Source organism: Ferrimonas sp. SCSIO 43195 (assembly GCF_023716685.1).
GTDB lineage: Bacteria > Pseudomonadota > Gammaproteobacteria > Enterobacterales > Shewanellaceae > Ferrimonas > Ferrimonas kyonanensis.
In genome coordinates this window covers 1,735,346-1,760,467 of the sequence record NZ_CP072679.1, presented here as the reverse complement: position 1 = coordinate 1,760,467, position 25,122 = coordinate 1,735,346, and the positions used below count along the sequence as shown (strand labels likewise).

Here is a 25,122-nt window from a genome sequence, read left to right as displayed (position 1 = left end):
GCTGAATATTATAGGAGAGGATATGAAATCCAAGGTATTACTGGTAGCAACCGCTGCCTCGGCATTGTTTCTTGCTGGCTGTGCCAACAACGACGACCTGGCCGCGCAGGTATCTGCTTTATCCAATAAGGTGGACTCCTTACAGGCTGACGTTCAGGCTGATCAGCAACGTCAGGATCGCGACATCAGTGCCGCCAAAGCGGCCGCCGATGACGCCGCAGCAGAAGCGATGCGAGCCAACCAGCGCATTGACAACATTGCGACTTCTTACAAGAAGTAAGCTCCGAGTGGGCTGGTTTACGGCCAGCCCACTACTTTAGGCACCCCAGAACGCTCATTCAACATTCGGGTCACCCACTCCTGATTGACATGATTCAGTTGGATCAGCCTCAGTTGGTCATCACTGAACTTAAGCGGCTTGTCGGTCTGAGCCTCCACGCTCAGCGGGTCGTGAACCTCCAGCAAAATCTCCCCCTGCCGTCCCCGAGCCACCTTCAGAGGTTGGTTGATAACCCGAACCGGCGTTTTAACCGGCACCATGGAAAACAACTCCTCGATGTCCTTGGGCCACAACCGAATGCATCCGGCGCTGACCCGCAGGCCGATCCCAAACTCCTTGTTGGTGCCATGAATCAGATACTGTCCCTGGGCAAACCCCAGCCGCAACGCAAACAGACCCAGAGGATTATCCGGCCCCGGAGGCACCACTCTGGGCAACTCGATGCCCTGCTCCAGGTATTCCTCGCGGGTACTGGCGGTAGGCGTCCAACTGGGGTTGGGATGCTTATGGGTGATGACAGTGTCTCCCAGCGGGGTGTCGTGGCCGATGCGGCCAATGCCTATGGGATAAACATGGACGAAGTGATCATCAAAGTAATACAGCCGCAATTCAGCCAGGTTAATCACCACCCCTTTACGAGGCACGTCTGGCAGCAACATGTAGGAGGGGATCTCCAATTCGGTCCCCGGTTCAGGTAAAAACGGATCCACTCCGGGGTTGAGCTCCATCAGAGCCAACAGGCCAACACCGTATCGCTTGGCAATCGGCGCCAGGTGCTCACCGGTCTTGACCACATGAGTCACGGAAAATCCCACCAGCCGATGACCCGGCTCGGGCAAGGGGTAGACCACCGCGGATACCATTGTCGACCAGCCTAACAGCACACACAGCCACAGTATGGCCTTTCTCATTGCCACTCCTCATCTCTACGGTCTAAAACCAGGCCCACGCAACACCCTGGCATCAAAAAGCCCGCCAGGAGCGGGCTTTTAATGGTAATCAACCGATGTGGATCAGGCAATCACTTCACTGGTCACCCGCTTTTCAACCTTCACGGCGCACACCTTGAACTCGGGGATCTTAGCGTGAGGATCCAGGGCCGGGTTAGTTAGCCGGTTGGCCGGCGCTTCTTCGAAGTGGAACGCCGTGAACACCACCCCTTTTTGAATCCGCTTGGTCACAAAGGCATTGAGTTCAATGTCGCCGCGACGCGTGGTCAGGCGAATCGGGTCACCATTGCCAATCCCCAAGCGCTCGGCATCGGCCACCGACAACATGGCGGTCGGGCCGGCCAAATCATTCAGGCCTTTGGTCTTACGGGTCATGGTGCCGGTGTGGAACTGCTCCAGCAGTCGACCGGTGGTCAGCACCAGCGGGTACTCTTCACACGGCAGCTCGGCGGCGTACTTAAATGGAATCGGTTCCATATAGGCACGTTCACCAATGGCAAATTTATCCACGTGCATCACCGGCATGCCGTCACACTGATCATCGACACAAGGCCACTGAATGCCATTGGTGCCCACACGCTCCCAGCGAATACCGGCGTACTGCGGCACCGCTAGGTTGATCTCGTTGCAGATCGCCTTTTCATTGCGATAGCGCCAGTTTGCACCCAGCGCCTGGGCCAGCAACTGAATGATCTCCCAATCATTACGAGCCTGCCCTGGTGCATTGACTGCCGCGTTGAGTCGCTGTACCCGACGTTCGGTATTGGTGAAATGGCCCTGCTTTTCTGCAAACGCAAAGGCCGGCAACACCACATCGGCCATCTGCGCGGTTTCCGTCAGGAAGATGTCCTGCACCACCAGCAGATCCAGTGCCTGCAGCGCTTTAATGACGTGCTTCTGATCCGGATCAGACAGAACCGGGTTTTCTCCCATCACGTACAGGCCGTCAACCTGATCCTCCAGAATGGCGTCCATCACCTCGGTCACCGCCAAGCCATTGACCGGGGACAAATCGGTGTGCCACAGCGCTTCGAAACGTTCGCGAATGGCCGGTTCTTCGATGTTCTGATACCCCGGCAGGTAGTTTGGTAACGCCCCCATGTCGCAGGCGCCCTGTACGTTGGATTGGCCCCGCAGCGGGTTGATGCCCGCCCCTTCTACCCCGATGTTGCCACACAGCAACTGCAGGTTGGCAATGGCCCGCACATTATCGTGACCTGTGGTGTGCTGCGTGATGCCCATGGCGTAATACACCGCCGTCTTGATGGCCGTCCCCATCAATCTGGCGATCTCACGCACCTGCGACGCCGGAACCCCACTGACCAGTTCCACTTGCTCCGGGGTATAATCAGGCTTCATCACCTCGGCTTTGAATGCCTCAAAGCCTTCGGTACGGCGAGCGACGTAGTCGTCGTCCTGCCAGCCATTCACCAGAATCTCTCGAGCAATGCCGTTCAACAGCATCACATCGGTACCGGGACGATGGCAGGCGTACAGTTGAGCATGCTCAGACAGGCCAATCCGCTTAGGGTCGGCCACAATCAAACGGGCGCCATGGTGACGAACCGCCTGCTTAATGTGAGAGGCGATAACCGGGTGAGCGGCGGTGGTGTCGGAACCGATAACAAAGATCAGGTCCGATTCCTTAATCGACGGAATGTCGTTGGTCATGGCACCACTGCCCACGGCCGCACGCAATCCGGATACCGTGGTGGAGTGACACAAACGCGCACAGTGATCGATGTTATTGGTACCAATCACACTTCTAAACAACTTTTGGAACAGGAAGTTATCTTCGTTGGTGGCCTTGGCAGAAGCAAAACCGGCCATGGCGTTGCCACCCTTGGCATCGGTAACCTCTTCGATTCTGGCGGCCACATAGCCGATGGCATTGGCCCAGGTGGTGGGCACCAGTTCACCGTCTTTGCGGATCAGAGGCTGAGTCAATCGTTCCTTGGACTGAATGAAGTCAAAACCGAAACGACCTTTGACGCACAGCATGCCTTCGTTGACCGGCGACTCCTCGACCCCGGTCACCTTGATGATGCGGTTGCTGTCTTCATCCACGTGCAAACGAATGCCACAGCCCACACCACAGTAGGTACAGATGGTATCTACGGTTTTCAGGGTTTGCTGGCGTCCCTGACTGCGATCGCGGGCATCGGTGAGCGCCCCCACCGGGCAGGCCTGGATGCAGGCACCACACTGGGAGCAGTTGGAGTTGGCCATCAACTCGCCGCCATCGAAGCACACCCGTTGACTGGGCTGGTCGTCTTTAAAGCCCAGTACCCCGTGAACGCCGCGTTCATTACAGGCCACCACACACTGACCACAACTGATGCAGCGGTTAGGATCCAGGTTAATAAACGGCGCGCTGCTGTCGATGCGTTTCTGCTGGGCCTTGCTGTAGTCCAGATCGGCATCGCTGATGCGGTATTCGGTGGCGTAATCTCTCAGTCCGCACTGGGTATTGACCTGACAGCCACACTCCAGACAACGGGCCGCTTCGGCAATGGCCGCCTCGGCGTCAAACCCGAGCTCCACTTCGTCAAAACTGCCCTGACGCTGAGCACTGGTCAATTCAGGCATCGCCAGACGGGCCTGCTTAGGCCAATGATCCAGAAAACGCGCTTCCACCTCTTTCAGTGATTTGGCTTTCTGGGAGTTAAACTGGGCTTTCGGGGCCTGAACCAGACCACTTTGCAAGAAGCGGTCAATGGCAATGGCGGCCTTTTTGCCATCGCCAATCGCCTCAACGGCCGTTGCCGGCCCCAGGCGAAAATCACCGATGGCAAACAGGTTGCCAATGCCGGCGTGCATGGTGGATGGATCCGCATCGGCGGTGGTCCAGCGGGTCAACGGCAAGGCTTCCCCACCCAGCTTGGCGGCATCGGAGGCTAGCAGTTCGGCATCCGGTTTTTGTGACACCGCGGCAATGACGGTATCAAACTCCATCCACTGAAACTCGCCGGTTGACTCGGGACGACGACGACCGGAGGCATCGGGTTCGCCCAACTTCAGGGTTTCGACCTTAACCTTGCATACCCGGCCCTGATCGTCGGCCAGGTTCTCGACCGGCAGAGACAAGAACTGGAAGTTAACTCCTTCCACTTCGGCCTCATGAATTTCGTAATCTTCCGCCGGCATGTCGGCCTTGGTGCGGCGATAGATGATGGTGACTTCCGCCCCCTGACGCAGGGCGGTTCGGGCGCAATCGATGGCGGTATTACCACCGCCAATCACGGCGACTTTGTTGCCTACCGATACGTCTTTGCCCAGGGTGAAATCCTTCAGGTAATCCACACCCAGCATGCAGCCTTGCAGATCCGAGCCGGTGTAGTCCATGGCCACCGCCTTCTGGGCGCCAATGGCCAGACACACCGCATCGTACTCCTGGCTCAACTGTTCCAGGGTAAAATCACGCCCGAGGCTTTGATTCAGTTCGATGTTCATGCCGGCACGACACATCAACTCAATCTCTTTATCCAGAGTCGCTTTCGGCAGTCGATACTCGGGAATGCCATATCGCAGCCAACCACCGGCTTGCGGCATGGCTTCAAAGACGGTGGCTTGATAGCCATTGTGAGTCAGGAAATAACCGGCCGAGAGGCCGGCAGGACCGCCACCAATAATGGCGACCTTTTTGCCTTTGGCGGGCGCAATGTCTGCCAAGTGGGCCTGGTCATTCAGGTCCAGATCGGCGGCGTGTCGCTTCAACTGCCGAATGGCCAACGGCTCATCCACCAGGGTGCGCCGACATGCCGATTCACAGAAGGCCGGACACACCCGACCGATAGACAGCGGCATCGGCAGCGTGTCTTTAATGGTCTGCACCGCCTTGGTATGGTCACCCTGAGCGATGTCGTACAGATACCCCTGAATGTCGACATCCGCCGGACAGGCGGTCTTACAGGGTGCCTCGCAATCGGCGGTATGATTAGACAAAATTCGTTTTAACGCCGCCTGGCGGGTCTGGGTCAGAGTCTCAGACTGAGTCTGTACCTCAATGCCAGCTTTTACCGGATGACGGCAACTGAGGGTCACCTCCCCATCAACCTCGACGGCACACAAGCCGCACGCTTCCTGCCCCTGGCCATTGGGGCCACCACACAGCGAAGGAACCTCGAATCCGGCCTGCCGGCATGCGTCCAGCAGGTAGAGGGATTCCTCAACTTCAACCAGTTGATTGTTAATGGAGATCTTTATCATTTTTGCTCTTCTTAAGCCGGCGTCAGCTGCCCCGGTCTACTTCTTCAGAGGTATCTGTCCGAGAATGAAAAAGCTGAATTCCATTCCTAACCAATTAGGCTACCAACCCGTCGGGTTGAGTTGAAGATAAGCTGAGCCTTTACGTGATCTCAGTCAAAAACGCTGCAAGAGGTAAGACCAATCTCAAGCCACGGTCACTGAAACAGCAAAAATGATCGCCAAAATCTGTCCGACCTGACAGGTCCGTCTGCCCTAGCGAATTACAGCAGCGACCACAGAGACAAAGACAGCACCAGGGTCATCAGAGCAGCGGCCCCCTCTTTTAGAGTATCGAATCGCAGATGGAAGCTCAGGGCACCGGCACTCACCAGCGCCAGCAGCAAGGCGCCGGCCGCGGGATACAGCCCTAGCAAGGCCGCACCGCTGAGTTCCAATGCCCCAACCATCGCCATGGCACTTCGACTAAGGCCGTAGGAGCGGAAATAGGCCAACTGAATCTCGAACACCTGTTTTTGCCATCCCAATAACTTGACTGAACCGGCCAACACGAAGAACAGGCCCAGCACCACCGACATCACCGTCACCATCATCATCACAGGCTGCCCCTCCCCGTCATTGTTATCCCATTGTGTTTTTGCATTGTCTGGTACTCCGATATCCAATCTTGCAACCAGACTATTCAAGTCGCATTATTATTTGTAATCATCACTATTAATAACCAGCATGAGCGACATTAATAATATAGACCTGAACCTACTGAAGTCTCTGCAAGCCCTGCTGTTGGAGTGCCATGTTGGCCGAGCCGCAAAACGGATGCATGTCACGCAATCGGCCATGAGCCACACCCTGGCGCGACTGCGCGATGCGCTACAAGATCCGCTGTTCGTCCGCACCAGCAAAGGCCTGTCTCCCACCCCAAGGGCGGTGCAACTTGGCCAGCAGCTGGAACCGTTGATGACGGAGCTGGTTCGCTTATTCGATCCTCCCCGGCTCGACCCGAGCAGCATCCTCTGCCGATACCGCATCCTCAGCCATGACTTCATCGTTCAGGCCTACCTGGCTCCGCAGCTAAATCGGATCCAGAGATTGGCCCCGAATATTGTGTTCGAGCTGGACACCCTTGGCTCCGAGGCCAACGATAAACTGGATCAGGATCAGGCCGATCTCATTATCGGTGCCGGGCTGGATGCTCGAGACCGCTTTATGCAGCAGCGACTGACTCAGGAACCTATCGACTGTGTCCTGGCCGCCGACCACCCCGCCCTTAAGCAGTGGCATCTGGAGTCGTTGCTGGCCTACCCCCACATCACTATGGGATTGTTAGCCGAGCGGGACGATCCGGTTTCCGTAGCCAGCGGCGGCGAAGCCCGGCGCCGGGTTGGCGTCATCACCCACAACCTGCAAACCCAACTGCCGCTGCTGGTCGACTCATCACTGATCGCCTTTTTACCCCGCTCTCTGGCTGCCATTGCCGAACGCCAATACGGCCTCTGCAGTCGACCCAGCCCGGTCACGCTGGCGCCGCTGATCATTCGGGCACTGTGGCATCAGCGACACCAACACGACCACAGCCACCGCTGGATCCGTCAGCAACTGTTTGAGGGCTTTAGTGAAGCTGCCGATCGCGGGTGACAGGAAAAACTGCTCACCACGGTTGCAAATCCCAAAATCCATCCCCATCTAAGATGGATACGAATACGCAGTTGGAAACAGGCTATGCACCAAGAGGATATTGACGTCATCGACACCGACGAACCCCAACCTACCGATATCGTGGTTGCCGGAGAGCAGCGGCCGGACCAACTGCATGTGATGCCGGTACAAAACCGGCCGTTCTTCCCCGCTCAGGTAATGCCGGTGCTGATCAAAAGTGGCGACTGGAGCGATACCCTGAAGGCGGTGGGAGAAACCGAGCACAAGATGCTGGCCCTGTTCTACAGCGAAGACTTTGACCACTCGGAGGGGAAATTCAATCCTCAGACCCTGCCTCAAACCGGTTGCGTGGTGCGAGTCCACCAGGTCAAAGAGGGGGATGATGGCGACATTCAGTTCATCGCCGAAGGCATTGAGCGGGTGCACATCGACAGTTGGGAAAGTACCAGCCACCCTTACCTGGCCAATGTCAGCTACCCGGAAACGGAACAGGATAGCGAAGGCAAGGAAGTGAAAGCCTATGCCATGGCGTTGATCAATGCCATTAAAGAACTGCTGCCTATCAATCCGCTGTTGTCGGAAGAGCTGAAAGATTACCTCAATCGCTTCGGTCCCAACGAACCCTCGCCGCTGACCGACTTTGGTGCCGCCATCACCACCGCCCCCGGGCCACTGCTGCAAGAGGTGGTGGATCAGGTGGCACTGCTGCCACGGATGGAAAAAACCCTGGCGCTGCTGAAAAAAGAACTGGATGCCGCTCGCCTGCACAGTGAAATTGCCGAAGAGGTAAATCGCAAAATCAGCAAGCACGAGCGTGAATTCTTTTTGCGAGAGCAACTTAAAGTAATCCAGAAAGAGCTGGGGGTAGCCAAAGACGACAAAACCGCCGACCTGGAAGAGTTTCAGGCCCGCATGCAAGGCAAAACCCTGCCAGAGGCGGTCGAGAAGAAGTTCAAAGAGGAGATGCAGAAGTTCTCGGTGCTGGAGTCCGGCTCACCGGAATACGCCGTCAGTCGCAATTATCTGGACTGGATCTCCCAGATGCCCTGGGGGATCAGCAGTACCGACAAGCTGGAGTTGAGCCAGGCGCGTACCATTCTCGACAAGCACCATGACGGCCTGGACGACGTCAAAGACCGGATTCTCGAGTTCCTGGCCCTGGGCGCCTTCAAAGGTGAGATCAGTGGCTCCATCATTCTGCTGGTAGGCCCTCCTGGCGTCGGAAAAACCTCCATCGGCCGCTCGATCGCCGAATGCCTGGATCGCCCCTTCTATCGTTTCAGTGTCGGCGGCATGCGCGACGAGGCCGAGATCAAAGGCCACCGGCGTACCTACATCGGGGCTATGCCCGGTAAGTTAGTGCAAGCGCTGAAAGAAGCGGAAGTGATGAACCCGGTGATCATGCTGGATGAGATCGACAAGATGGGCAGCAGTTATCAGGGTGATCCCGCCTCGGCACTGCTGGAAACTCTGGATCCGGAGCAGAACGTCAACTTCCTCGATCACTACCTGGACCTGCGCCTAGACCTGTCCAAGGTGCTGTTCGTGTGCACCGCCAACACCCTGGACAGCATTCCGGCGCCACTGCTGGATCGAATGGACGTGATTCACCTGTCCGGCTACCTGGCAGAAGAAAAGTTAGCCATCGCCAAACACCACCTGTGGCCAAAACAGTTGAAACGCGCTGGCGTCAAACGCAGCCAACTGAAGATTACCGATGCCGCCATGAAGAAAGTGGTGGTCGACTACTGCCGCGAAGCGGGAGTCCGCAGCCTGGATAAGGCCCTGGCCAAGCTGGTTCGAAAGTCGGTGGTCAAACTGCTGCAAGAGCCGCAGCAAAAGTTGTCTTTGGGCCTAAAAGCGATTCCCGAACTGCTGGGCCCTGCCAAGTTCAAGGCGGAGCAGACCTTGTGCGGCACCGGCATTGTCACCGGTTTGGCTTGGACCTCCATGGGCGGTGCCACCCTGCCGGTGGAAGCCAACAGCATTCACCAGCAAAGCCGCGGACTGAAACTGACCGGGCAGTTGGGGGACGTGATGAAAGAGTCCGCCGAAATCGCCTTTAGTTTCGTCAGCAGTCACCTGAGCCAATATGGCGTGGAAGAGGGGTATTTCGATAAACGCTTCGTGCATCTGCACGTACCCGAGGGGGCGACCCCCAAGGACGGCCCCAGTGCCGGCATTACCATGTCTACCGCCCTATTGTCTCTGGCCATGGGTCAGGCACCGAAACAGCACCTGGCCATGACCGGCGAGATCACCCTCAACGGCTATGTGTTAGCCGTAGGTGGCATTCGAGAGAAGCTGATTGCGGCCAAGCGTCAGGGGATCAAAGAGGTACTGCTGCCGGAAGAGTGCAGCGGCGACTATCAGGAGCTGCCTGACCACGTTAAAGAGGGACTCAAGGTGCATTTTGTCAGCCATTTTGACCAAGTGGCCAAGTTGGCGTTTGACTAACAAGATAGGGAGCCTCTGGCTCCCTTTTTTACAGCAGCCCAGTCTGGTAAGCCTTACTGACCAGGTTAGTGCGGTTCCTGGCACCGAGGATCTCTCGCGCTCGATCGAGGTGGTAGTTAACACCGCGCTCGGTCAAGAACAGCTTCTTGCCGATCTCTTCGCTCGAGTCTCCCTCCGCCACCATAGTCAAGATCTTGATGCAGTTGGGGGATAACAGCCCAAAATTGGCGATGGGATTAATGTCCTGATGAGCTAAGCAACAAAATAGAGATGAAAATTCCAACAGCAGATCGACCAATTCTTCGTGTTTATTCATTACATTTTGTTGGACTACGGCACGCCTCTGATCTGAAAACAGGTGGAAAATACCCATCCAGTCCTCCCGGCCCGTTACCGAATGGTAATAGGTTGCAGCACTACCAAAGCTGTATTTGACCCTCAGCTGTTCAGCGATTTTTTGACGTCGCCCATCGTATCCACCACCCGGAAAATGAAAAGAATCTCGATACAGCCTTGCCGAAGGCCTCGAGTAGAGAAAACTGCAATCTCCCCTGGAGAATCGATACAGATATTCTTCTCTGAACTGTAAAATTCCATCATCGGAAGCAATGGTGTAGCGCATCTTTTTTAGGCTACTTGGATTGCCGAAAAACAGCTTGCTATTGCGCCCGATACTCTCGGAAAAACTGTGTAGATCATCGGGCAGGATGCTGTAGTAGAAGCGTTCAAAGCCCAGAGGCTTGAGTTTCTTTAAGAACGCCTTGATAACCTGGCTGGTGACGTATTCACTATGCTGAGCCGGCACACCCACCCCCTCCTGTAACAAAAAAGGGAAGGGGAACACCCTCCCCTGAACTTCATTCTTATTCGATCGAGCTCGGCTTGTCAACGTGACAGGTCAAACAACTTTCCGGCTCTTTAAACTTGGTTTTCTCACTGTAGTAGTCATCTTTTGTTGAGTAAGCATCGCCATGCTTCTCCAGTGTCTGGGCATGACAGAAACCACAGGTCAATAACTCACCGTGGCTGTCCGGAGCACCGTTATTGCCATGGCACTCGGCACACTCCCAGGGTGCCATCTCTTCGACCACATGGCTGTTGGCGGCATTATGGCATGTGCTGCAGTCCGGCAGCTTCCAACCGAAGTGGGACTCGGTTAAAGGCGCGCGGGCTTTGCTGACATCTTTGATGCGGCTGGGGTCGATCTCCGGAGCATCAGCATCACATCCAGAAGATGCCTGCTGATTACCGTACTTATTGCTAAATGCAGCGCCTATGTAGTTGATGTACTCAGGACCATAGATGATCATCGCATCGCCGGTCAGGTGGGGGTCGTTGCCGCCGAAGGGCAAGCCGAACTTCATGTAGCCACGCCCCTTGGGGTTGTGGTTTTCATACTGTTCACCGGCACCATAGTGGTGAGCCCGATAACCCAGCACACCTGGTACTTTATTCATGCAAGCAGCCCGGAACTCATCGCCACCCATATCAAGGCGAGCAGAACACATCACTTTCTGATACAAGCCATGCTGAGCACCGGAGTCCATGTAGTTCTCCCACTCGCCGGTATGATGCACAAAACCACAAGCACCATTATTGGTGTAGGTCTCGTTGACGATGTTGCCCAGGTCATCCCGACCGTTAAAGCTGATGGCGGTAGCCACATATCCCTGTACATTGGCATTGGTGCTCAACCGCGGCCAGTAACTCCAGTCGATCTTCAGATCCGGGCGCTGCTCCACCAGTGACAGCCAGGCGTCCAGCTCGGTGATCACCCCGGGCTGATAGAGGTCGGTGCGCAGGTTGTGCGGGGTGACCTCAATGTTCTTGAACACCGCGCGCTTATTAGGCTCCAGTATCTCACCAGTAGCCGAGTACTTGGCCGGCTTAAAATCGATAACAATCTCGGGGATAATCACCTTGCCGCCATTCCCCGCCAATCGCTGCATCTCTCGCCGGTACTTGCGCTTACGAATCTCCATCTCACCGGGTTGAGCCGGTACCAGCACGATACTCATCTCGTTCTTGAGCGGCTGGTGATCCATGCGGAAGTAGATCTCCTCCTCCTTGTAATAGAGAGAATCCGTATCCCATCCCCCCTCCTTTTTCTCCCAAGAGCTAGGACCCACTAGGTACTTCCAGCCCTGTCCCAGAGTTTCGCCGATGTGGTCCGGGTCCACTGCTTCTGGCAACCCCTGGACCCCTTCGATCGAGGTGACGAAATAGGTATTCAGGGCGTCATCTTTTTCAACCTGAATATCCAGATCGTACTTCTTACCAACCCACATCAACAGATCCAGCACCGAACCTTTACCCTCGGCAAATAGATCAGGACGGATGGAGTCAATCTTCACCCCTGCCATATTAATGGCGGTAGGAGGGAGTAAGTAGTCAATCTTTAAGCCCTTTTTGGCAGCCTGTTCATCCATCTTAGAGTGGATTACGCCATCAACGGCTATATTCGATACGTATTGAGCGTTGACCGAAACCGGAGTATGAGCCTGATCCAAGGGAGAAAATCCCTTTACGATGGCCAACTGAATCACCTTATTGAGTTTTTTCTCATCCTCGCTAGGGCCACCAAAGACGTACTCCGGCTTGTCCACTGGCGGCTTCGGTTGCGGTGGCGTAGGTGTCGAAGCACTGTCATCACTGCCACATCCGCCCAGGACTACACTGAAAGCCAGCGCCGCCCAAATTGTATTGCGTTTCATCATCTCATCCTTACTGTCTGCAATAAGCACGGCAAGGATAAGAGCTGTCCCCATGCGTCGATACTGGCAGCAGCAACAGTATCTAAACCCGATGTGACCAAGATCCTCATCCGTGACCGGTTTTACCACTTCGGAGACAAAAAGCTCGCCACGGTGGAAACACCAAGGAGAGCCGCCGGCCCCTTTTTCATAATTGCAGCAGTCACAACACCCCATGCAGATAGGCTTTGCTGACCAGGTTGGCGCGATTTCTGGCCATCATGATCTGCCGGGCCCGATCCAGGTGGTAGTTAACCCCTCGCTCACTCATGTACAACTGCTCGCCAATCTCTTCGCTGGAATACCCCTGAGCCACCAATGACAGTATCTGAATGCAGGTGGGTGACAGCACTCCGAAGTTGGCCAGCGGGTTGATGCTTTTGAATGCCAGGGCATTGAAGGTGTCGGCGTACTGCTCCAACAAACCTCGACATTCTGCCAGCCCCGTCCCCTGCCCCAACGGCAATTGTTGACGCCCTTTGTCAGAAAACAGGTTAAAAATGCCCAGCCAGCCCGGACGTTCTGCCACTGGGTGATAAAAGGTCAGCTGGGCGCCGATGCCAAACCGCTGCTTCAATTGCTTGAGTTGCAGGTAGGTGCTTCGTCTTCGACCGGACTCCGTATCATCCGGCCACAGGAACGGATTGCTGCGGTTACGTGTTGATGGACCGGACAGCTGAAACCCCTGATCGCTTCGCGAAAAACGGCGCAGAAACTCATCCCGGTACAGCAAGATGGCATCATCGGACGCCACCGCATAGCGCATCCGTTTCAGATTAAACGCCCGACTGGCATTAAAGGTGCTGCAGCACCCCAGGGTATGAGCAATGGTGCTCTCATCATCTGGCACTATGGTGTAGTAAAAGCGGCTCAGCTCAAACGCCGCCAACCGCTCGATAAAGTCATCAATCACCCGGCGACTGGCCAGGTTGATTTTTTGTGCAGGCATCATCTTCTCCCCAGTAAAAGGGGCCTTTCGGCCCCTTCTGTTCAATCGTTTTTACTCAGTGTGCTCTCCCTTGTCTATGTGACATGTCAGACAGCTTTCCGGCTCTTTGAAGCGGGTCTTCTGGCCGTAGTAATCGTCTTTGGTGGAATAGGCATCGCCGTGTTTTTCCAGAGTCTGCGCATGACAGAATCCACAGGTCAGCAGCTCACCATGGCTGTCCGGCGCACCGTTATTGCCGTGACACTCGGCGCACTCCCAAGGGGCCATCTCCTCGACCACGTGGCTGTTGGCGGCATTGTGACAGGTACTGCAATCGGGCAGCTTCCAGCCGAAGTGAGACTCGGTCAGCGGAGCTCTGGCCTTGGTAATGTCTTTAATCTGGTTGGGATCGATCTCCGGCGCTTCGGCATCACAACCCGATGTGGCTTGCTGATTGCCATAGCCATTTCCGAACGCGGCGCCAATGTAGTTGATGTACTCAGGACCATAGATGATCATGGCATCGCCGGTCAGGTGAGGATCGTTGCCGCCAAAGGGCAAGCCGAACTTCATGTAGCCCCGGCCTTTAGGGTTGTGGTTCTCATACTGTTCACCGGCACCGTATTGATGCGCGCGGTACCCCAACACACCGGGAATGTTGCCATAGCAGGCATTGCGGTATTCATCGCCGCCCATGTCGGTGCGAGCCGAACACATGACCCATTGGTACAACCCGTGCTGAGCACCGGAGTCCATGTAGTTTTCCCACTCACCGGTGGTGTGCACGAAACCGCAGGAGCCGTTGTTGGTGTAGGTTTCATTAACGATGTTGCCCAGATCATCTCGGCCATTGAAACTGATGGCGGTGGCCACGTAACCCTGAACGTTGGAGTTGGTGCTCAGCTTAGGCCAGTAGCTGTAGTCAATTTTCAGGTCCGGGCGCTGTTCCACCAAAGACAGCCAGGCGTCCAGCTCGGTAATGACTCCTGGCTGGTACAGATCGGTACGCAGGTTATGCGGTTTCACCTCGATGTTCTTAAACACCGCCCGTTGATTGGGCACCAGAATCTCTCCGGTGGCCGAGTATTTGGCCGGTTTAAAATCAATCACGATCTCCGGCACGATCACCTTGCCACCGTTGTCCGCCAATCGCTGCATCTCTCGCCGGTACTTGCGCTTACGAATCTCCATCTCGCCAGGCTGAGCCGGCACCAGCACGATGCTCATCTCGTTCTTTAGCGGGTGATGATCCATGCGGAAATAGATCTCTTCCTCCTTGTAGTAGATGTCGGCGGTGTCATAGCCCCCTTCGACCTTCTCTTCCCACACGCTCGGACCTACCAGGTATTTCCAGCCCTGGCCCTGGGTTTCTCCCAGGTGCTGCTGATCCACCGCTTCCGGTAAACCTTCAATCCCTTCAATAGAGGTGACAAAGTGGGTATTCAGGGCCTCATCTTTCTCGACCTGAATATCCAAGTCGTATTTCTTGGATACCCACAGCAACAGATCCAGCACCGACCCGCGTCCCTCTGCAAACAAGTCCGGCCGCAGAGAATCTATCTTAACCCCTGCCATGTTGATGGCTGTCGGCGGCAACAGGTAGTCCACTTTCAACCCCATCTTGGCCGCATCATCAACCATTTTTGAGTGCACGACGCCCTCGACGTCGATGCTGGCAGCGCGCTTCTTGACCTCAGCCTTACTCATCTTGGCATCCAGCGGCGAAAAGCCTTTTACAATGGCAATCTGAATCACCTTGTTCAGTTTCTGCTCATCCTCACTGGGGCCACCAAACACGAAGTCGGGCTTATCCACCACCGGCGGCAACACCTCCGGAGGTAGTGGTGCAGAGCCACCATCATCGCTGCCACACCCGGTCAATGCCAGGCCACAAGCCAAACTTACCACCATTAACTTATTCTTAATCATCATCTAATCCTTGCTGTAAATACGGCAAGGTCAGAATAGGGAGTTGGTAGGTGGGGACACTGGCAGAATTGACAGTGGCAAAGCAAGATGTGACCCCCGTCCGGCCTCAGATCAAAAACCCAAGTACCATGCGACAGCGCTACAACACACCGTGTTGATAGGCCTTGCTGACCAGATTAGTGCGATTCCTGGCCACCATGATCTGACGGGCGCGGTCGAGGTGGTAATTCACCCCCCTCTCGGTGATATGCAGTTGTCTACCAATCTCTTCACTGGAGTAACCATCGGCCACCAAAGCCAGAATTTTGGCACAGGTTGGCGACAGCACCCCAAAGTTTATCAAAGGGTTAATACTGCGAAACGTCAGAGCATTAAAAATGGCCGAGTACTCTGTCAGTAACTCCGATAACCCCTGAGTTTGGTTGTTTATCCGCGCCAGTACGTCCTCCTCAGGCAGGGACGAAAATAACATGCACAAGCCGATAATATCCGGCCTGCTATCCACAGCAGTAAAGAACACCATGCGAGTCTGAATGTTGTGCCGTTGCTTCAGCTGTTTAAATCCCGCAATGCGGCGACTGGAAACCCACTCATCAGACCAAAGAACTGGAACTCCCAGCTTAAGACTGCTCCCATCTGCCCTGACCAGAGAGAAATCGCGAACCGCATAGCGCCGAATAAACTCATCGCGGTACTTTAGTATGTCCGAGTCTGAGGCTACGGCGCTGCGCATCCGTTTCAAGCTGAACACCCGCTTCCAATCCAAGGCCTGATCGCAATCGTTCAACCTGAGCCCCTTAGGGGTCAGGCTGGGCAACAGAGTGTAATAAAACCGGTCCAGACCCCAATGATTAAGCTGGCTGGTAAAATCATCAATGATGCGCTGACTCACTAACGTGGATAATTCACTGGCCATGATTCATCTCCCAAAAGATGGGGGAGCTCGCTCCCCCAATTGTTCACCACACAATGCCGGTTTACTGCTGATCTACGTGACAGGTCAAACAGCTTTCCGGCTCTTTGAAGCTGGTGTCCTTACTGTAGTAATCGGTTTTATTGCCGTACACATTACCGTGTTTGGTTAACGTTTGGGAGTGGCAAAAGCCACAGGTATAGCGTTCACCATGATTGGTAGGCGCGCCATTGTTACCGTGACACTCGGCACACTCATAAGGATCCATCTCCGCCACCACATGGCTGTTGGAAGGATCATGACAGGTACTGCAGTCCGGCAACTTCCAGCCAAAGTGAGACTCATCCAGCGGTGCTCGCGCCTGTGAAATGTCTTTCAAATTGGCGATGTCTATCTCGGGGGAGTCCATATCACAGCCTGAAGGCACACCGCTGTTGGTGTTCAGAGCGCCAAACGCCACTCCCAGGTAGTTGATGTACTCTGGGCCGTAGATGATCATGTTGTCACCGGTGAAGTGAGGATCATTGGCACCAAAAGGAACGCCAAAACTCATGTAGCCGGTGGGGCCATCATTCTCATACAACTCGCCCGCCCCATAGTTTCGAGGCCGAAATCCCTTGATTCCTGGCACTTTGCTCATACAGGCGCCGCGGTTCCAGTCTTCTGGCATATCCAGGCGCCCGGCGCACATCACATACTCATACAAACTGTTTTGAGCCCCACTGTCGGCGTAGTTTTCCCATTCACCGGTATGGTGAACAAAGCCGCACTCCCCATTATTTTTGTAGGTCTGATTGATGATGTTACCCAGATCATCCTTACCGTTAAAACTGATGGAGGTCGCTACATACCCCTGGACGTTGGCATTGGTGCTCAATCGCGGCCAATAACTCCAGTTGATCTTAAGATCCGGTCGCTGTTCAACCAGCGACAGCCAGGCATCCAGTTCGGTGATCACCCCAGGCTGATACAGGTCGGTTCGCAGGTTATGAGGCGTTACTTCGATGTCCTTAAACACCGCTCTTTGTCCCGGCTGCACCAATTCACCTGCGCTGTTGTAGTAAGGCGGCTTAAAATCGATCACGATCTCGGGCACGATCACCTTACCGGCATTGGCCGCCAGCCTGTCCATCTCCTTACGGTACTTACGCTTACGCACCTCCATTTCACCAGGTTGAGCGGGCATCAACACGATGCTCATCTCATTTTTAAGCGCCTGATGGTCAATGCGGAAGTAGATCTCTTCCTCTTTGTAATAGAGGTGATCGGCATTCCAATCACCACCACCGAATACCGGGTCAACTTTTGCCTCCCAGGTGCTGGGCCCGACCAGATACTTCCAACCCTGACCTTCAGTAGCCCCAAGGCGAGATTGGTCTACTCGCTCAGGCTCACCTTCGATGCCAGCGATCGAAGTGACGAAGTAGGTGTTCAGTGCCTCATCTTTTTCTATCTCGATGTCCAGACCGTACTTTTCCCCAACCCACAGCAGCAGATCCAGGACCGATCCCCGTCCTTCAGGAAACAGATCCGGGCGCAGAGTATCGATGTTCACCCCAGACATGTTAATGGCCGTGGGCGGCAACAGGTACTCCACCCTCATCCCCATATCCGCCGCCTGCTCATCCATCTTGGTATGAACCAGGCCATCAACGGGAATGATTTTGGTCTTGGACTGCGCTCCAACTTGAGCCGGCGCGTGCTGCCCTTGCGCGCCATCGCCTGCTTCAACAGGCACCAGACGTTTCACAATCGCAAACTGAATGACTTTGCTTAGGGTTTGCTCATCTCCGGTTGGTCCACCAAACACATAATCGGGTTTGACAATCTCGGGAGGAGTCACTTCCGGCGGCACAGGAACTGCAGCAGAATCATCATCACTGCCGCAGCCACTGAGCATCATGCTTATGGCGGCAGCTGAAATTAACCATTTACTTGTTTTCATCATCTTATCCTTGCAATGCAAAATGCAGAGCAAGAATAGAAATCCGATTAGTGACGTTTCACTAGGAGAAATGATAGCGGAATAGGACGCTGTGACCTGTCCCCGACAAAAGAGCAACAATCAACAACATCAATAAGAACCAGCCCCTCGATAATCGGCTTCGAGGCTACCGTTGGTTATTCAACTGATAGGAAAATACTGCCTCTCCATCGACAAGGCCTGTGTACTCACTGTATGACTGCACCTCGAAAACGGGCATTGAACTTGAGGCGACATCCATACCCGTTGATCAGATCACACCCTGTCGAAAAGCCTTGCTAATTAAGTTTGTACGATTACGGGCCATCAATATCTGCCTGGCGCGATCCAGGTGATAGTTCACTCCCCGTTCACTCATATACAACTGCTCGCCAATCTCCTCACTGGAGTAACCATCGGCGACCAGTGACAAAATTTGAATGCAAGTGGATGACAGTACTCCAAAGTTCGCCAGGGGATTGATGCTACCGAAGGACAGCGCCGTAAAAGTTTCACAATAGTGTGATAGCAAGTTTTTGAATTCACTGAAATCCTGATTCACTTTATCATTAACTTCATCCACTGACAGAGGAGAAAAAAGGTGACAAACCCCCAACCAACCGGGGCGCTCCGGTAACGGGTGATAATAGGTGGCCCGCGCATCGACGCCAAACCGCTGCTGAAACCGCTGAAAGCTCTTCAGGCGCCGTGATGGCAGCACATTACCGGGCCAGATAAAGGGATTATGCCGCTTTCGCAGTGCAGGTCCTAACCGAGCAAAAGTCTCGTCGCTCTGGGCATAGCGATGCAGATACTCATCCCTGTATTCCAGTATTGAGGCATCCGAAGCCACGGCAAAGCGCATTCGACGCAGGTTGACCATCCTACTGGCATTCAGGTTGGAGCAACATCCCAGAGTATCCCGAATCGAGTACTCGTCATCAGTGACAATGGCATAATAGAAACGATTGAAACCACAAGGCTCCAATCGATTAACGAAGTCCTCAAGAATGCTGCTACTCACCAGGCCGCATTGCTGCAATGCCATATCTTCTCCTCGAACAAAGGAGGCCACATAAGGCCTCCCGAATCATAGCCAAATTAACTTACCCACTACCTTGGATCAACGTGACAAGTCAGGCAGCTCTCGGGCTCCTTAAAATTGGCGTTTTCACCGTAATAATCCAGTTTATCACTGAAGGCATCACCGTGATGTTCCAACGTTTTGGCGTGACAGAAGCCGCAAGTCTGATCGCCGTGGCTCTGAGGCGCACCGTTATTGCTGTGACACTCGGCGCACTCCCAAGGTGCCATATCTTCGACCACATGACTGTTGGACGAATTATGGCAGGTGGTGCAATCCGGTTGCTTCCAACCGAAGTGCGTTTCAGTCAATGGCGCCCGAGCCTTGCTGATGTCCTTAATGCGGCTGGGATCAATCTTGGGCGAGTCCACATCACAACCGGAGAAAGGTTGACTGTTACTCCACTCACCGAACGCGGCCCCGGCGTAGTTCACATACTCTGGGGCATAGACGATCAGCTCATCGCCGGTCAGGTGAACGTCGTTGCCGCCGAAGGGATAGCCGTATTTGATGTACCCACGCCCCCTGGGGTTGAGGTTTTCAAACTTCTCCCCCGCACCAAAGTGACGTGCCCGATAGCCAATCTGGCCATCAACCTCACCAATGCAAGCTTCACGACTAAACTCGGGGCCCATATCCAGGCGGTTCTTACACATCACCGAATGGTACAGACCATGGGCCAGTCCCACATCCATGTAGTTCTCCCACTCGCCGGTATGATGAACAAAGCCACAAGCGCCGTTATTAAAGTAGGTATCACTGACGATATTCCCCAGATCATCCTTGCCATTGAAGCTGATGGCACTGGCCACGTAACCCTGAACGTTGGCACCGCTGCTCATCCGCGGCCAGTAATCCCACTGGATCTTCACTTCAGGACGCTGATCCACCAATGACAGCAGAATGTCAGTCTCGGTCAACACACCCGGCTGGTAGATGTCGGTACGCAAGTTATGAGCGGTAATCTCGATATCCTTGAATACCGCACGCTTATTGGGCTCCAGCACCTCACCGGTGTCGGCGTACTTGGCCGGCTTGAAGTCGATAATGACCTCGGGAATGATGTTCTTACCCCCGTAGGCGGCCAAACGATCCTGCTCACGCTGGTACTTTTGCCGACGAATGTCCATCTCCCCCGGCTGGGCCGGCATCAGAATGATGCTGACGTTGTTTTTCAACGCCTGATGGTCGATACGGACATAGCTGTCCTCCTCGTTGAAGTAGTGGCCAGTGGTACCATCAGTGAAGGGACCAAATGGATTGGCCTTCTTGTTGTACTCCCAGGCACTGGATGCATAGAGATACTTCCAGCCACCACCCTGAGTCTCACCCAAACGCTCAGGATCCACTTGCTCCGCGTCACCGGTGACCCCCTCAATAGAGGTCACCCAGTAGGTATTAAGGACGTCGTCCTTCTCAAACTGAATGTCCAGATCATAATGGTCAGCCGCCCAGATCAACATATCCAGCACCGAGCCGCGGCCAGGCTGAAACAGATCCGGTCGCACAGTGTCCAGCTTTACCCCGGCCATATTGACGGCCGTAGGTGGTAGAATCCAGTCCACCTTATATCCCTTTGCAGCGGCATCCTCTACCATCTTGGTAGGCAGCAGATCGCCATTTTCGATGAAGTAGCCCTCATGGACCTTTTCAGCACTTTCCCCTTCCTGCAATGGAGTAAAACCACCAACGATGGCGAACTGAACGGTCTTGTTGAGCGCCTTCTCGTCTTCACTTGGAGCCCCCCAAACATACTCTGGCTTGTCGACAACCGGTGGCTTAGGAACCGGTGGAGTCGAAGTGGAGGCACTGTCGTCACTGCCGCAACCACTGAGCATTACACTCAGAGTCATTGCGGTCATAAGCAAATTTCGTTTAATCATCATCTTATCCTTGCTGTGCATTAAGCAGCGCCAGAATAGGAATCCGAGGTGGGGGTATTCACTGGTATATCTGACAGTGCGGTGACAGCCTGTGACAAGCGCCCGCTCACCGTTCCAAAGTGTTGTTCGCAGAAGCGTCCGCGTTTGCGGTAATTAGACAAGATAAAGACGGCCCCACGAAAAGGGGCCGAAGTCTAGGGGAGTGATTTAACAACGGTCACTGAAATTACTCAAACCGCCTTGGACGCTTGGTCTTGATGGTTCGAATGTAACCGTGCCAGGTGGCGTAACCGAGAATCGGCATAATTAGCAACATGCCAAGCCCTGCGGTGGCAAAACCCACCGCCACTCCGATGCCAATAATGGCTGCCCACACCGCCATCACTCCGGCATTGTGGTACACGGCACTGACACTGGTGCTGATGGCCGTCATCATGTCCACCCGGCGCTCCATCATTACCGGAATCGAAAACGCCGACAGCGCAAATACCGTCACGGTAAATAGCGCGCCGAACAGGGTTCCAAGGCTCAGAAAGGGCAGAAACTGCTCAAAATGAGCATCTTGGTTGAGCGGATACAGGGCGTGGATCATCGCCGCCACCCGCATCCAGAAGATCATCATCACCGCCAGCAGAATGGCAAAGCCCCATTCCGATACCCGATTACGACGAATCGCCCGCATCGAGTGGAACAGGTTCGGTGTCTTACCTCGCTCAAGCTGCCAACTGACATCATACAGCCCAGTTGCCAGGAACGGCCCCACCAACATAAACACCACCAACGACGGCAAAATCACCAGATGGCTGCCCTGCAGAAACACCGCCACCCAGATGGCGAAGGTGGCCAGAGTAAAAACCATGCCATAGAACAGGCTAACGACAGGCGCCGCCACCACGTCCCTCAATGCCAGGTGCAGCCAGTGAAAAGGGTCGCGATAAGACAATTGATTATGGGGAATTACCCGGGCAAAGGCCGGTGTGCGGGTCGGAGCCCGAGGTCCGCTCTTGGGAACAGGCGCAGTCTGAGGCATAACTCACTCCTTACGGGCCAGCGGCCCACCTAACGTTCAATCTCCAGAGCTCGCCGACGTGACGCTCGCCAGCGGCCCTCTACTTTCAGCATAGTCGTTGTAGATGGAGTTAATACGTACAGGAGTGCAGTTTCGGTTGAAGGATCAGCTCACTCTTTGCTGGTCGGCCCGATACTCGGGCAATTCGGTTTTCAGGGCAAAATAGACCAGCAACACGATGGCAAACGGCGGAATAAAGGCAGAGAAAAATCCAACAATGGCACAAGCCAACGGTGAGCGAACCTTCTTTCTGGAAACGAAAAAGGTCACGATAAACATCACCACCGCAAACCCCATTAAGGGATGTGCACCAAACAGATTGCTGAAACTCATCTCTCCTCCCTTGCTCAGCAGAACCCCACCGCTTGCACCGCTCATTTAATCAACATTGTCGCAACAATATGAAAATAAACGGATATCTTAATGTCCTCGGTCACCAGAATAACAAAATTCCCGACTAAAATCCTCAGTTAACTTTCCTTGCTGCCCCAAGCTCACTGATAGCGGGCCGAGGTGATGAACTCATTAAAGGCTTCGCACCAGACAATAACCGTACTGAACTGTGACACATCAATTGTCGAAGGTACCGCCACAGTGAAATGACCAAAACCGGGAACCGGAGCCACGTGGACCATAGAAGCCTTCAGGCGCAAAAACTCCGCTTCGGTTTCTACAAAACGGGGAGACAAGTACAGCTGATAATTCGGACCTGGCGCCAATTCACCGCGCAGCGCGATGGCATCCGCCGCGATAAACACCGAGCCCTCCCCCCAATGCAGCAGGTCACTGTCGATGCGATTGCGATCAAAGCGGCCATTGAATTGGGCCTTGGCGGCAACCTGATGCACTTGCTCCAGGTCTGCGGGTACCGGTTTAGTCAATATGGGCAACCAGTAGATACCAATGGCAATCCCGACCACCAGTACCACCCAATGACTCACCAACCATCCTAACCATCTCATTGCGTCACCCTCTTCAAATCATTCCCCGCTTCTAGTATCAGACCCGATCACCAGGGCTGCGATTTCCACAAAAAGATAATTTTGTCATCCGCTTATGTCGACGGATCATTGGCGAGCGTCGGCCTTCATGTTAGCTTTCAGCCTAAGAACAGATCGCCCTAATATCAGGACCATATCATGCCAGGCAGTCAGCACCCTCACTGGTGGGACCTCAAACGCGCCTCTGCCATTCAGCGATTGCTGGTGTTTCGTACTTTTGCGCTAGCCGCTCTGGCCCTGTTGCTGCCCATTGCCGGGCTGCTTACCGAGCAGGCCACTGGCTACATCGAACTGATCCCAATCATCAGCCTGATGATTGTATTTCATATCGTCAGCCTGATTCGCTATCGCCACAAGACCATGGTCAGCACCGCCGCCATGTTAGGGCAGATACTGAGTGACCTTGCCTTTCTGACCCTGATTTTAAATGCCAGCGGCGGCGCAACCAACGCTTTCGTCTCCCTGTTGCTGCTACCCATTGTGTTTGCCGGCGTCAGCCTTGGCATCCGTTTACTGGGATTGGTGACCTTGTTGGCCGTGGCCGCATACAGCTATCTGCTGCTGACCATGCCGGAACACGCCATGCACATGATGGACATGAAACAGCACTTTGTGTTTATGGGCGCCAACTTCTTTATCTCGGCATTGGTCATTGCCCTGGTTGTCGGCGCCATGGCCAGGATGATCGCCGATCGCGAACGCATGATGGCGCAGCAACGAGAGGAGCAACTGCGACAAGAGCAACTGTTGGCGCTCGGGATCGCATCGGCTCAGGTCACCCATCAACTGGCAACGCCACTGAGCACCCTGCAACTGCTGTACGACGAACTCAAAGACAGCTACCCGGAAGAGGAAGCAGTGCAGGAGATGGCCCACCCTCTTCAGCAAGCCGCCAGCCACCTAAGCTATTTCCGCACTCTCGCCAGCGCCATTCGAGAAGGCAAACACCAGATTCTCCCCTGCGACGAATTGGTTGAGCAGTTGCAGGATGCCGTGCTGCTGCACTTCCCTGAGCAAACACTGCAGCTGCAGGCCACCAAGCTGGAAGGACAGATTCAAACCGATGCCATGTTGCTCCCCGCCCTGCTTAACCTGATTCAAAACAGCGCCCAGGCCAACGCCAAGACCGGCAACCAGATTTTGGAGTTGCGTGCGCAGACCGAGCCAGGGCAACTGCGACTGAGCCTTCGCGATCATGGCCCCGGCGTCGAAGAGCAGCGTCTGGATCGCCTTGGCGACGCACTGCAAAGCAGCGAGTCGGGCATGGGCATGGCACTAGTGCTCTCCAGCGCCAGCTTTGAACGCCTGGGCGGACGCCTGGCGCTGAGTAACCACCCGGACGGCGGAGCCATCGCCGACATCACTCTGAAACTGGAACCCTGCGCCGATGAAACTACTGATTGTTGAAGATGACGAGGCCTTTGCCAACGCGTTGTCGCGGCGAATGAAAAAGCAAGGATTCGAGACTCGAGTGGCCCACTGTGCAACCGAGGCGCTGTTACAGGCCCGACAATGGCAACCCTCTCATCTTTTACTGGATATGAAATTGGCATCAGAGAATGGCCTGGAACTGCTCACACCGCTGAGACAAAGCTTGCCTCAAGGCCGCATCGTATTGTTAACCGGGTTTGCCAGCATTGCCACGGCGGTTGAGGCCATTAAGCTGGGGGCGGATCATTACCTGGCCAAACCCGCCGATACCCATACCCTGCTTAAGGCACTCACCGACGAGCCAGACTCTCATTTGGACAACGCCGAAACGGACGAATTTGCCCCAATGTCGCCAGAACGACTGGAATGGGAGCACATACAACAGACGCTCAGCGCCCACGACGGTAACGTCTCCGCCACCGCGCGAGCGTTGGGAATGCACCGAAGAACACTGCAACGCAAGCTGCAAAAAAAGCCGGCGCATCGATGATGGCCGGCTAACACAGAGAATATCCTTGTTGCAGGAGGATGAGGCACAACCTGACTGTGCCATCACCGGTCCCAGTGTCTGACTAACGGTCCCATTCGCCAAGCGCTTTCCCGAAAACTGTGACAATTT

Annotated in this window: 19 protein-coding genes; 5 read left to right on the top strand and 14 right to left on the bottom strand. The window is 54.7% G+C overall.

What is annotated here, in order from left to right:
- Positions 1-22: 22 nt before the first annotated feature.
- Positions 23-280, top strand: coding sequence for an Lpp/OprI family alanine-zipper lipoprotein (locus J8Z22_RS08360; RefSeq protein WP_028114790.1), 258 nt, complete (start codon positions 23-25; stop codon positions 278-280).
- 17 nt (positions 281-297) lie between these two features.
- Here J8Z22_RS08360 and J8Z22_RS08355 read toward each other — a convergent pair whose 3' ends face one another.
- From J8Z22_RS08355 to J8Z22_RS08345, 3 genes are all read right to left on the bottom strand, one after another.
- Positions 298-1,191 carry a L,D-transpeptidase family protein gene (locus J8Z22_RS08355; RefSeq protein ID WP_035416390.1) on the bottom strand — a complete coding sequence of 298 codons (894 nt, stop codon included), beginning with the start codon at positions 1,189-1,191 and terminating at the stop codon, positions 298-300.
- Between the two features lie 102 nt (positions 1,192-1,293).
- Positions 1,294-5,439: a formate dehydrogenase subunit alpha gene (gene fdhF / locus J8Z22_RS08350; RefSeq protein ID WP_252010039.1), complete on the bottom strand. Its 4,146-nt coding sequence runs from the start codon at positions 5,437-5,439 to the stop codon at positions 1,294-1,296.
- Positions 5,440-5,699: 260 nt separating this feature from the next.
- Entirely contained in the window at positions 5,700-6,032 is a 333-nt protein-coding gene (locus J8Z22_RS08345; RefSeq protein ID WP_252010465.1) for a DoxX family protein, read from the bottom strand.
- Positions 6,033-6,162: 130 nt separating this feature from the next.
- On the opposite strand from J8Z22_RS08345, the gene J8Z22_RS08340 reads away from it, so the two are divergent.
- Both J8Z22_RS08340 and lon read left to right on the top strand, forming a co-directional pair.
- Positions 6,163-7,071: a LysR family transcriptional regulator gene (locus J8Z22_RS08340; RefSeq protein ID WP_252010038.1), complete on the top strand. Its 909-nt coding sequence runs from the start codon at positions 6,163-6,165 to the stop codon at positions 7,069-7,071.
- An 84-nt stretch (positions 7,072-7,155) separates the two neighbouring features.
- Entirely contained in the window at positions 7,156-9,549 is a 2,394-nt protein-coding gene (gene lon, locus J8Z22_RS08335) for an endopeptidase La (RefSeq protein WP_252010035.1), read from the top strand.
- A 28-nt stretch (positions 9,550-9,577) separates the two neighbouring features.
- Here lon and J8Z22_RS08330 read toward each other — a convergent pair whose 3' ends face one another.
- The 11 genes from J8Z22_RS08330 to J8Z22_RS08280 all read right to left on the bottom strand — a co-directional run bounded on the left by J8Z22_RS08330 (position 9,578) and on the right by J8Z22_RS08280 (position 23,033).
- Positions 9,578-10,354, bottom strand: a complete 777-nt coding sequence (locus J8Z22_RS08330) for a helix-turn-helix transcriptional regulator (protein ID WP_156897137.1) — start codon at positions 10,352-10,354, stop codon at positions 9,578-9,580.
- A gap of 58 nt (positions 10,355-10,412) precedes the next feature.
- On the bottom strand, positions 10,413-12,263 hold the full coding sequence (locus J8Z22_RS08325) for a cytochrome c3 family protein (protein WP_028114797.1): 1,851 nt from the start codon (positions 12,261-12,263) through the stop codon (positions 10,413-10,415).
- Between the two features lie 202 nt (positions 12,264-12,465).
- On the bottom strand, positions 12,466-13,254 hold the full coding sequence (locus J8Z22_RS08320) for a helix-turn-helix transcriptional regulator (RefSeq protein WP_028114798.1): 789 nt from the start codon (positions 13,252-13,254) through the stop codon (positions 12,466-12,468).
- A 48-nt stretch (positions 13,255-13,302) separates the two neighbouring features.
- A complete protein-coding gene (locus J8Z22_RS08315; RefSeq protein WP_156897138.1) occupies positions 13,303-15,162 on the bottom strand; it encodes a cytochrome c3 family protein in 1,860 nt (619 codons plus the stop codon).
- A 136-nt stretch (positions 15,163-15,298) separates the two neighbouring features.
- Positions 15,299-16,075 carry a LuxR C-terminal-related transcriptional regulator gene (locus tag J8Z22_RS08310; RefSeq protein WP_252010033.1) on the bottom strand — a complete coding sequence of 259 codons (777 nt, stop codon included), beginning with the start codon at positions 16,073-16,075 and terminating at the stop codon, positions 15,299-15,301.
- Positions 16,076-16,136: 61 nt separating this feature from the next.
- A complete protein-coding gene (locus tag J8Z22_RS08305) occupies positions 16,137-18,017 on the bottom strand; it encodes a cytochrome c3 family protein (protein WP_252010031.1) in 1,881 nt (626 codons plus the stop codon).
- 289 nt (positions 18,018-18,306) lie between these two features.
- Positions 18,307-19,083: a helix-turn-helix transcriptional regulator gene (locus J8Z22_RS08300; protein ID WP_028114802.1), complete on the bottom strand. Its 777-nt coding sequence runs from the start codon at positions 19,081-19,083 to the stop codon at positions 18,307-18,309.
- A gap of 65 nt (positions 19,084-19,148) precedes the next feature.
- Positions 19,149-20,981 carry a cytochrome c3 family protein gene (locus J8Z22_RS08295; protein WP_156897139.1) on the bottom strand — a complete coding sequence of 611 codons (1,833 nt, stop codon included), beginning with the start codon at positions 20,979-20,981 and terminating at the stop codon, positions 19,149-19,151.
- A gap of 247 nt (positions 20,982-21,228) precedes the next feature.
- Positions 21,229-22,032 carry a DUF2189 domain-containing protein gene (locus tag J8Z22_RS08290; protein ID WP_252010029.1) on the bottom strand — a complete coding sequence of 268 codons (804 nt, stop codon included), beginning with the start codon at positions 22,030-22,032 and terminating at the stop codon, positions 21,229-21,231.
- Between the two features lie 144 nt (positions 22,033-22,176).
- Positions 22,177-22,404 carry a hypothetical protein gene (locus J8Z22_RS08285; RefSeq protein ID WP_252010028.1) on the bottom strand — a complete coding sequence of 76 codons (228 nt, stop codon included), beginning with the start codon at positions 22,402-22,404 and terminating at the stop codon, positions 22,177-22,179.
- Positions 22,405-22,565: 161 nt separating this feature from the next.
- Positions 22,566-23,033, bottom strand: coding sequence for a DM13 domain-containing protein (locus J8Z22_RS08280; protein ID WP_252010026.1), 468 nt, complete (start codon positions 23,031-23,033; stop codon positions 22,566-22,568).
- A 177-nt stretch (positions 23,034-23,210) separates the two neighbouring features.
- Between J8Z22_RS08280 and J8Z22_RS08275 the strand changes: the two genes are divergently transcribed.
- A complete protein-coding gene (locus tag J8Z22_RS08275; RefSeq protein WP_252010024.1) occupies positions 23,211-24,479 on the top strand; it encodes a sensor histidine kinase KdpD in 1,269 nt (422 codons plus the stop codon).
- Complete coding sequence (locus J8Z22_RS08270; RefSeq protein WP_028114808.1) at positions 24,460-24,993, top strand: response regulator transcription factor; 534 nt, start codon at positions 24,460-24,462, stop codon at positions 24,991-24,993. Before J8Z22_RS08275 ends, J8Z22_RS08270 begins: the two co-directional genes overlap by 20 nt.
- Positions 24,994-25,122: the final 129 nt, after the last annotated feature.

Coding starts and splice junctions, on each gene's coding strand:
- J8Z22_RS08345 (WP_252010465.1), bottom strand. CDS start 6,032: ATGATGATGGTGACGGTGATGTCGGTGGTGCTGGGCCTGTTCTTCGTG.
- J8Z22_RS08290 (WP_252010029.1), bottom strand. CDS start 22,032: ATGCCTCAGACTGCGCCTGTTCCCAAGAGCGGACCTCGGGCTCCGACC.
- J8Z22_RS08295 (WP_156897139.1), bottom strand. CDS start 20,981: ATGACCGCAATGACTCTGAGTGTAATGCTCAGTGGTTGCGGCAGTGAC.
- lon (WP_252010035.1), top strand. CDS start 7,156: ATGCACCAAGAGGATATTGACGTCATCGACACCGACGAACCCCAACCT.
- J8Z22_RS08280 (WP_252010026.1), bottom strand. CDS start 23,033: ATGAGATGGTTAGGATGGTTGGTGAGTCATTGGGTGGTACTGGTGGTC.
- fdhF (WP_252010039.1), bottom strand. CDS start 5,439: ATGATAAAGATCTCCATTAACAATCAACTGGTTGAAGTTGAGGAATCC.
- J8Z22_RS08270 (WP_028114808.1), top strand. CDS start 24,460: ATGAAACTACTGATTGTTGAAGATGACGAGGCCTTTGCCAACGCGTTG.
- J8Z22_RS08320 (WP_028114798.1), bottom strand. CDS start 13,254: ATGATGCCTGCACAAAAAATCAACCTGGCCAGTCGCCGGGTGATTGAT.
- J8Z22_RS08325 (WP_028114797.1), bottom strand. CDS start 12,263: ATGAAACGCAATACAATTTGGGCGGCGCTGGCTTTCAGTGTAGTCCTG.
- J8Z22_RS08360 (WP_028114790.1), top strand. CDS start 23: ATGAAATCCAAGGTATTACTGGTAGCAACCGCTGCCTCGGCATTGTTT.
- J8Z22_RS08340 (WP_252010038.1), top strand. CDS start 6,163: ATGAGCGACATTAATAATATAGACCTGAACCTACTGAAGTCTCTGCAA.
- J8Z22_RS08355 (WP_035416390.1), bottom strand. CDS start 1,191: ATGAGAAAGGCCATACTGTGGCTGTGTGTGCTGTTAGGCTGGTCGACA.
- J8Z22_RS08305 (WP_252010031.1), bottom strand. CDS start 18,017: ATGAAAACAAGTAAATGGTTAATTTCAGCTGCCGCCATAAGCATGATG.
- J8Z22_RS08275 (WP_252010024.1), top strand. CDS start 23,211: ATGCCAGGCAGTCAGCACCCTCACTGGTGGGACCTCAAACGCGCCTCT.
- J8Z22_RS08285 (WP_252010028.1), bottom strand. CDS start 22,404: ATGAGTTTCAGCAATCTGTTTGGTGCACATCCCTTAATGGGGTTTGCG.
- J8Z22_RS08315 (WP_156897138.1), bottom strand. CDS start 15,162: ATGATGATTAAGAATAAGTTAATGGTGGTAAGTTTGGCTTGTGGCCTG.
- J8Z22_RS08300 (WP_028114802.1), bottom strand. CDS start 19,083: ATGGCATTGCAGCAATGCGGCCTGGTGAGTAGCAGCATTCTTGAGGAC.
- J8Z22_RS08310 (WP_252010033.1), bottom strand. CDS start 16,075: ATGGCCAGTGAATTATCCACGTTAGTGAGTCAGCGCATCATTGATGAT.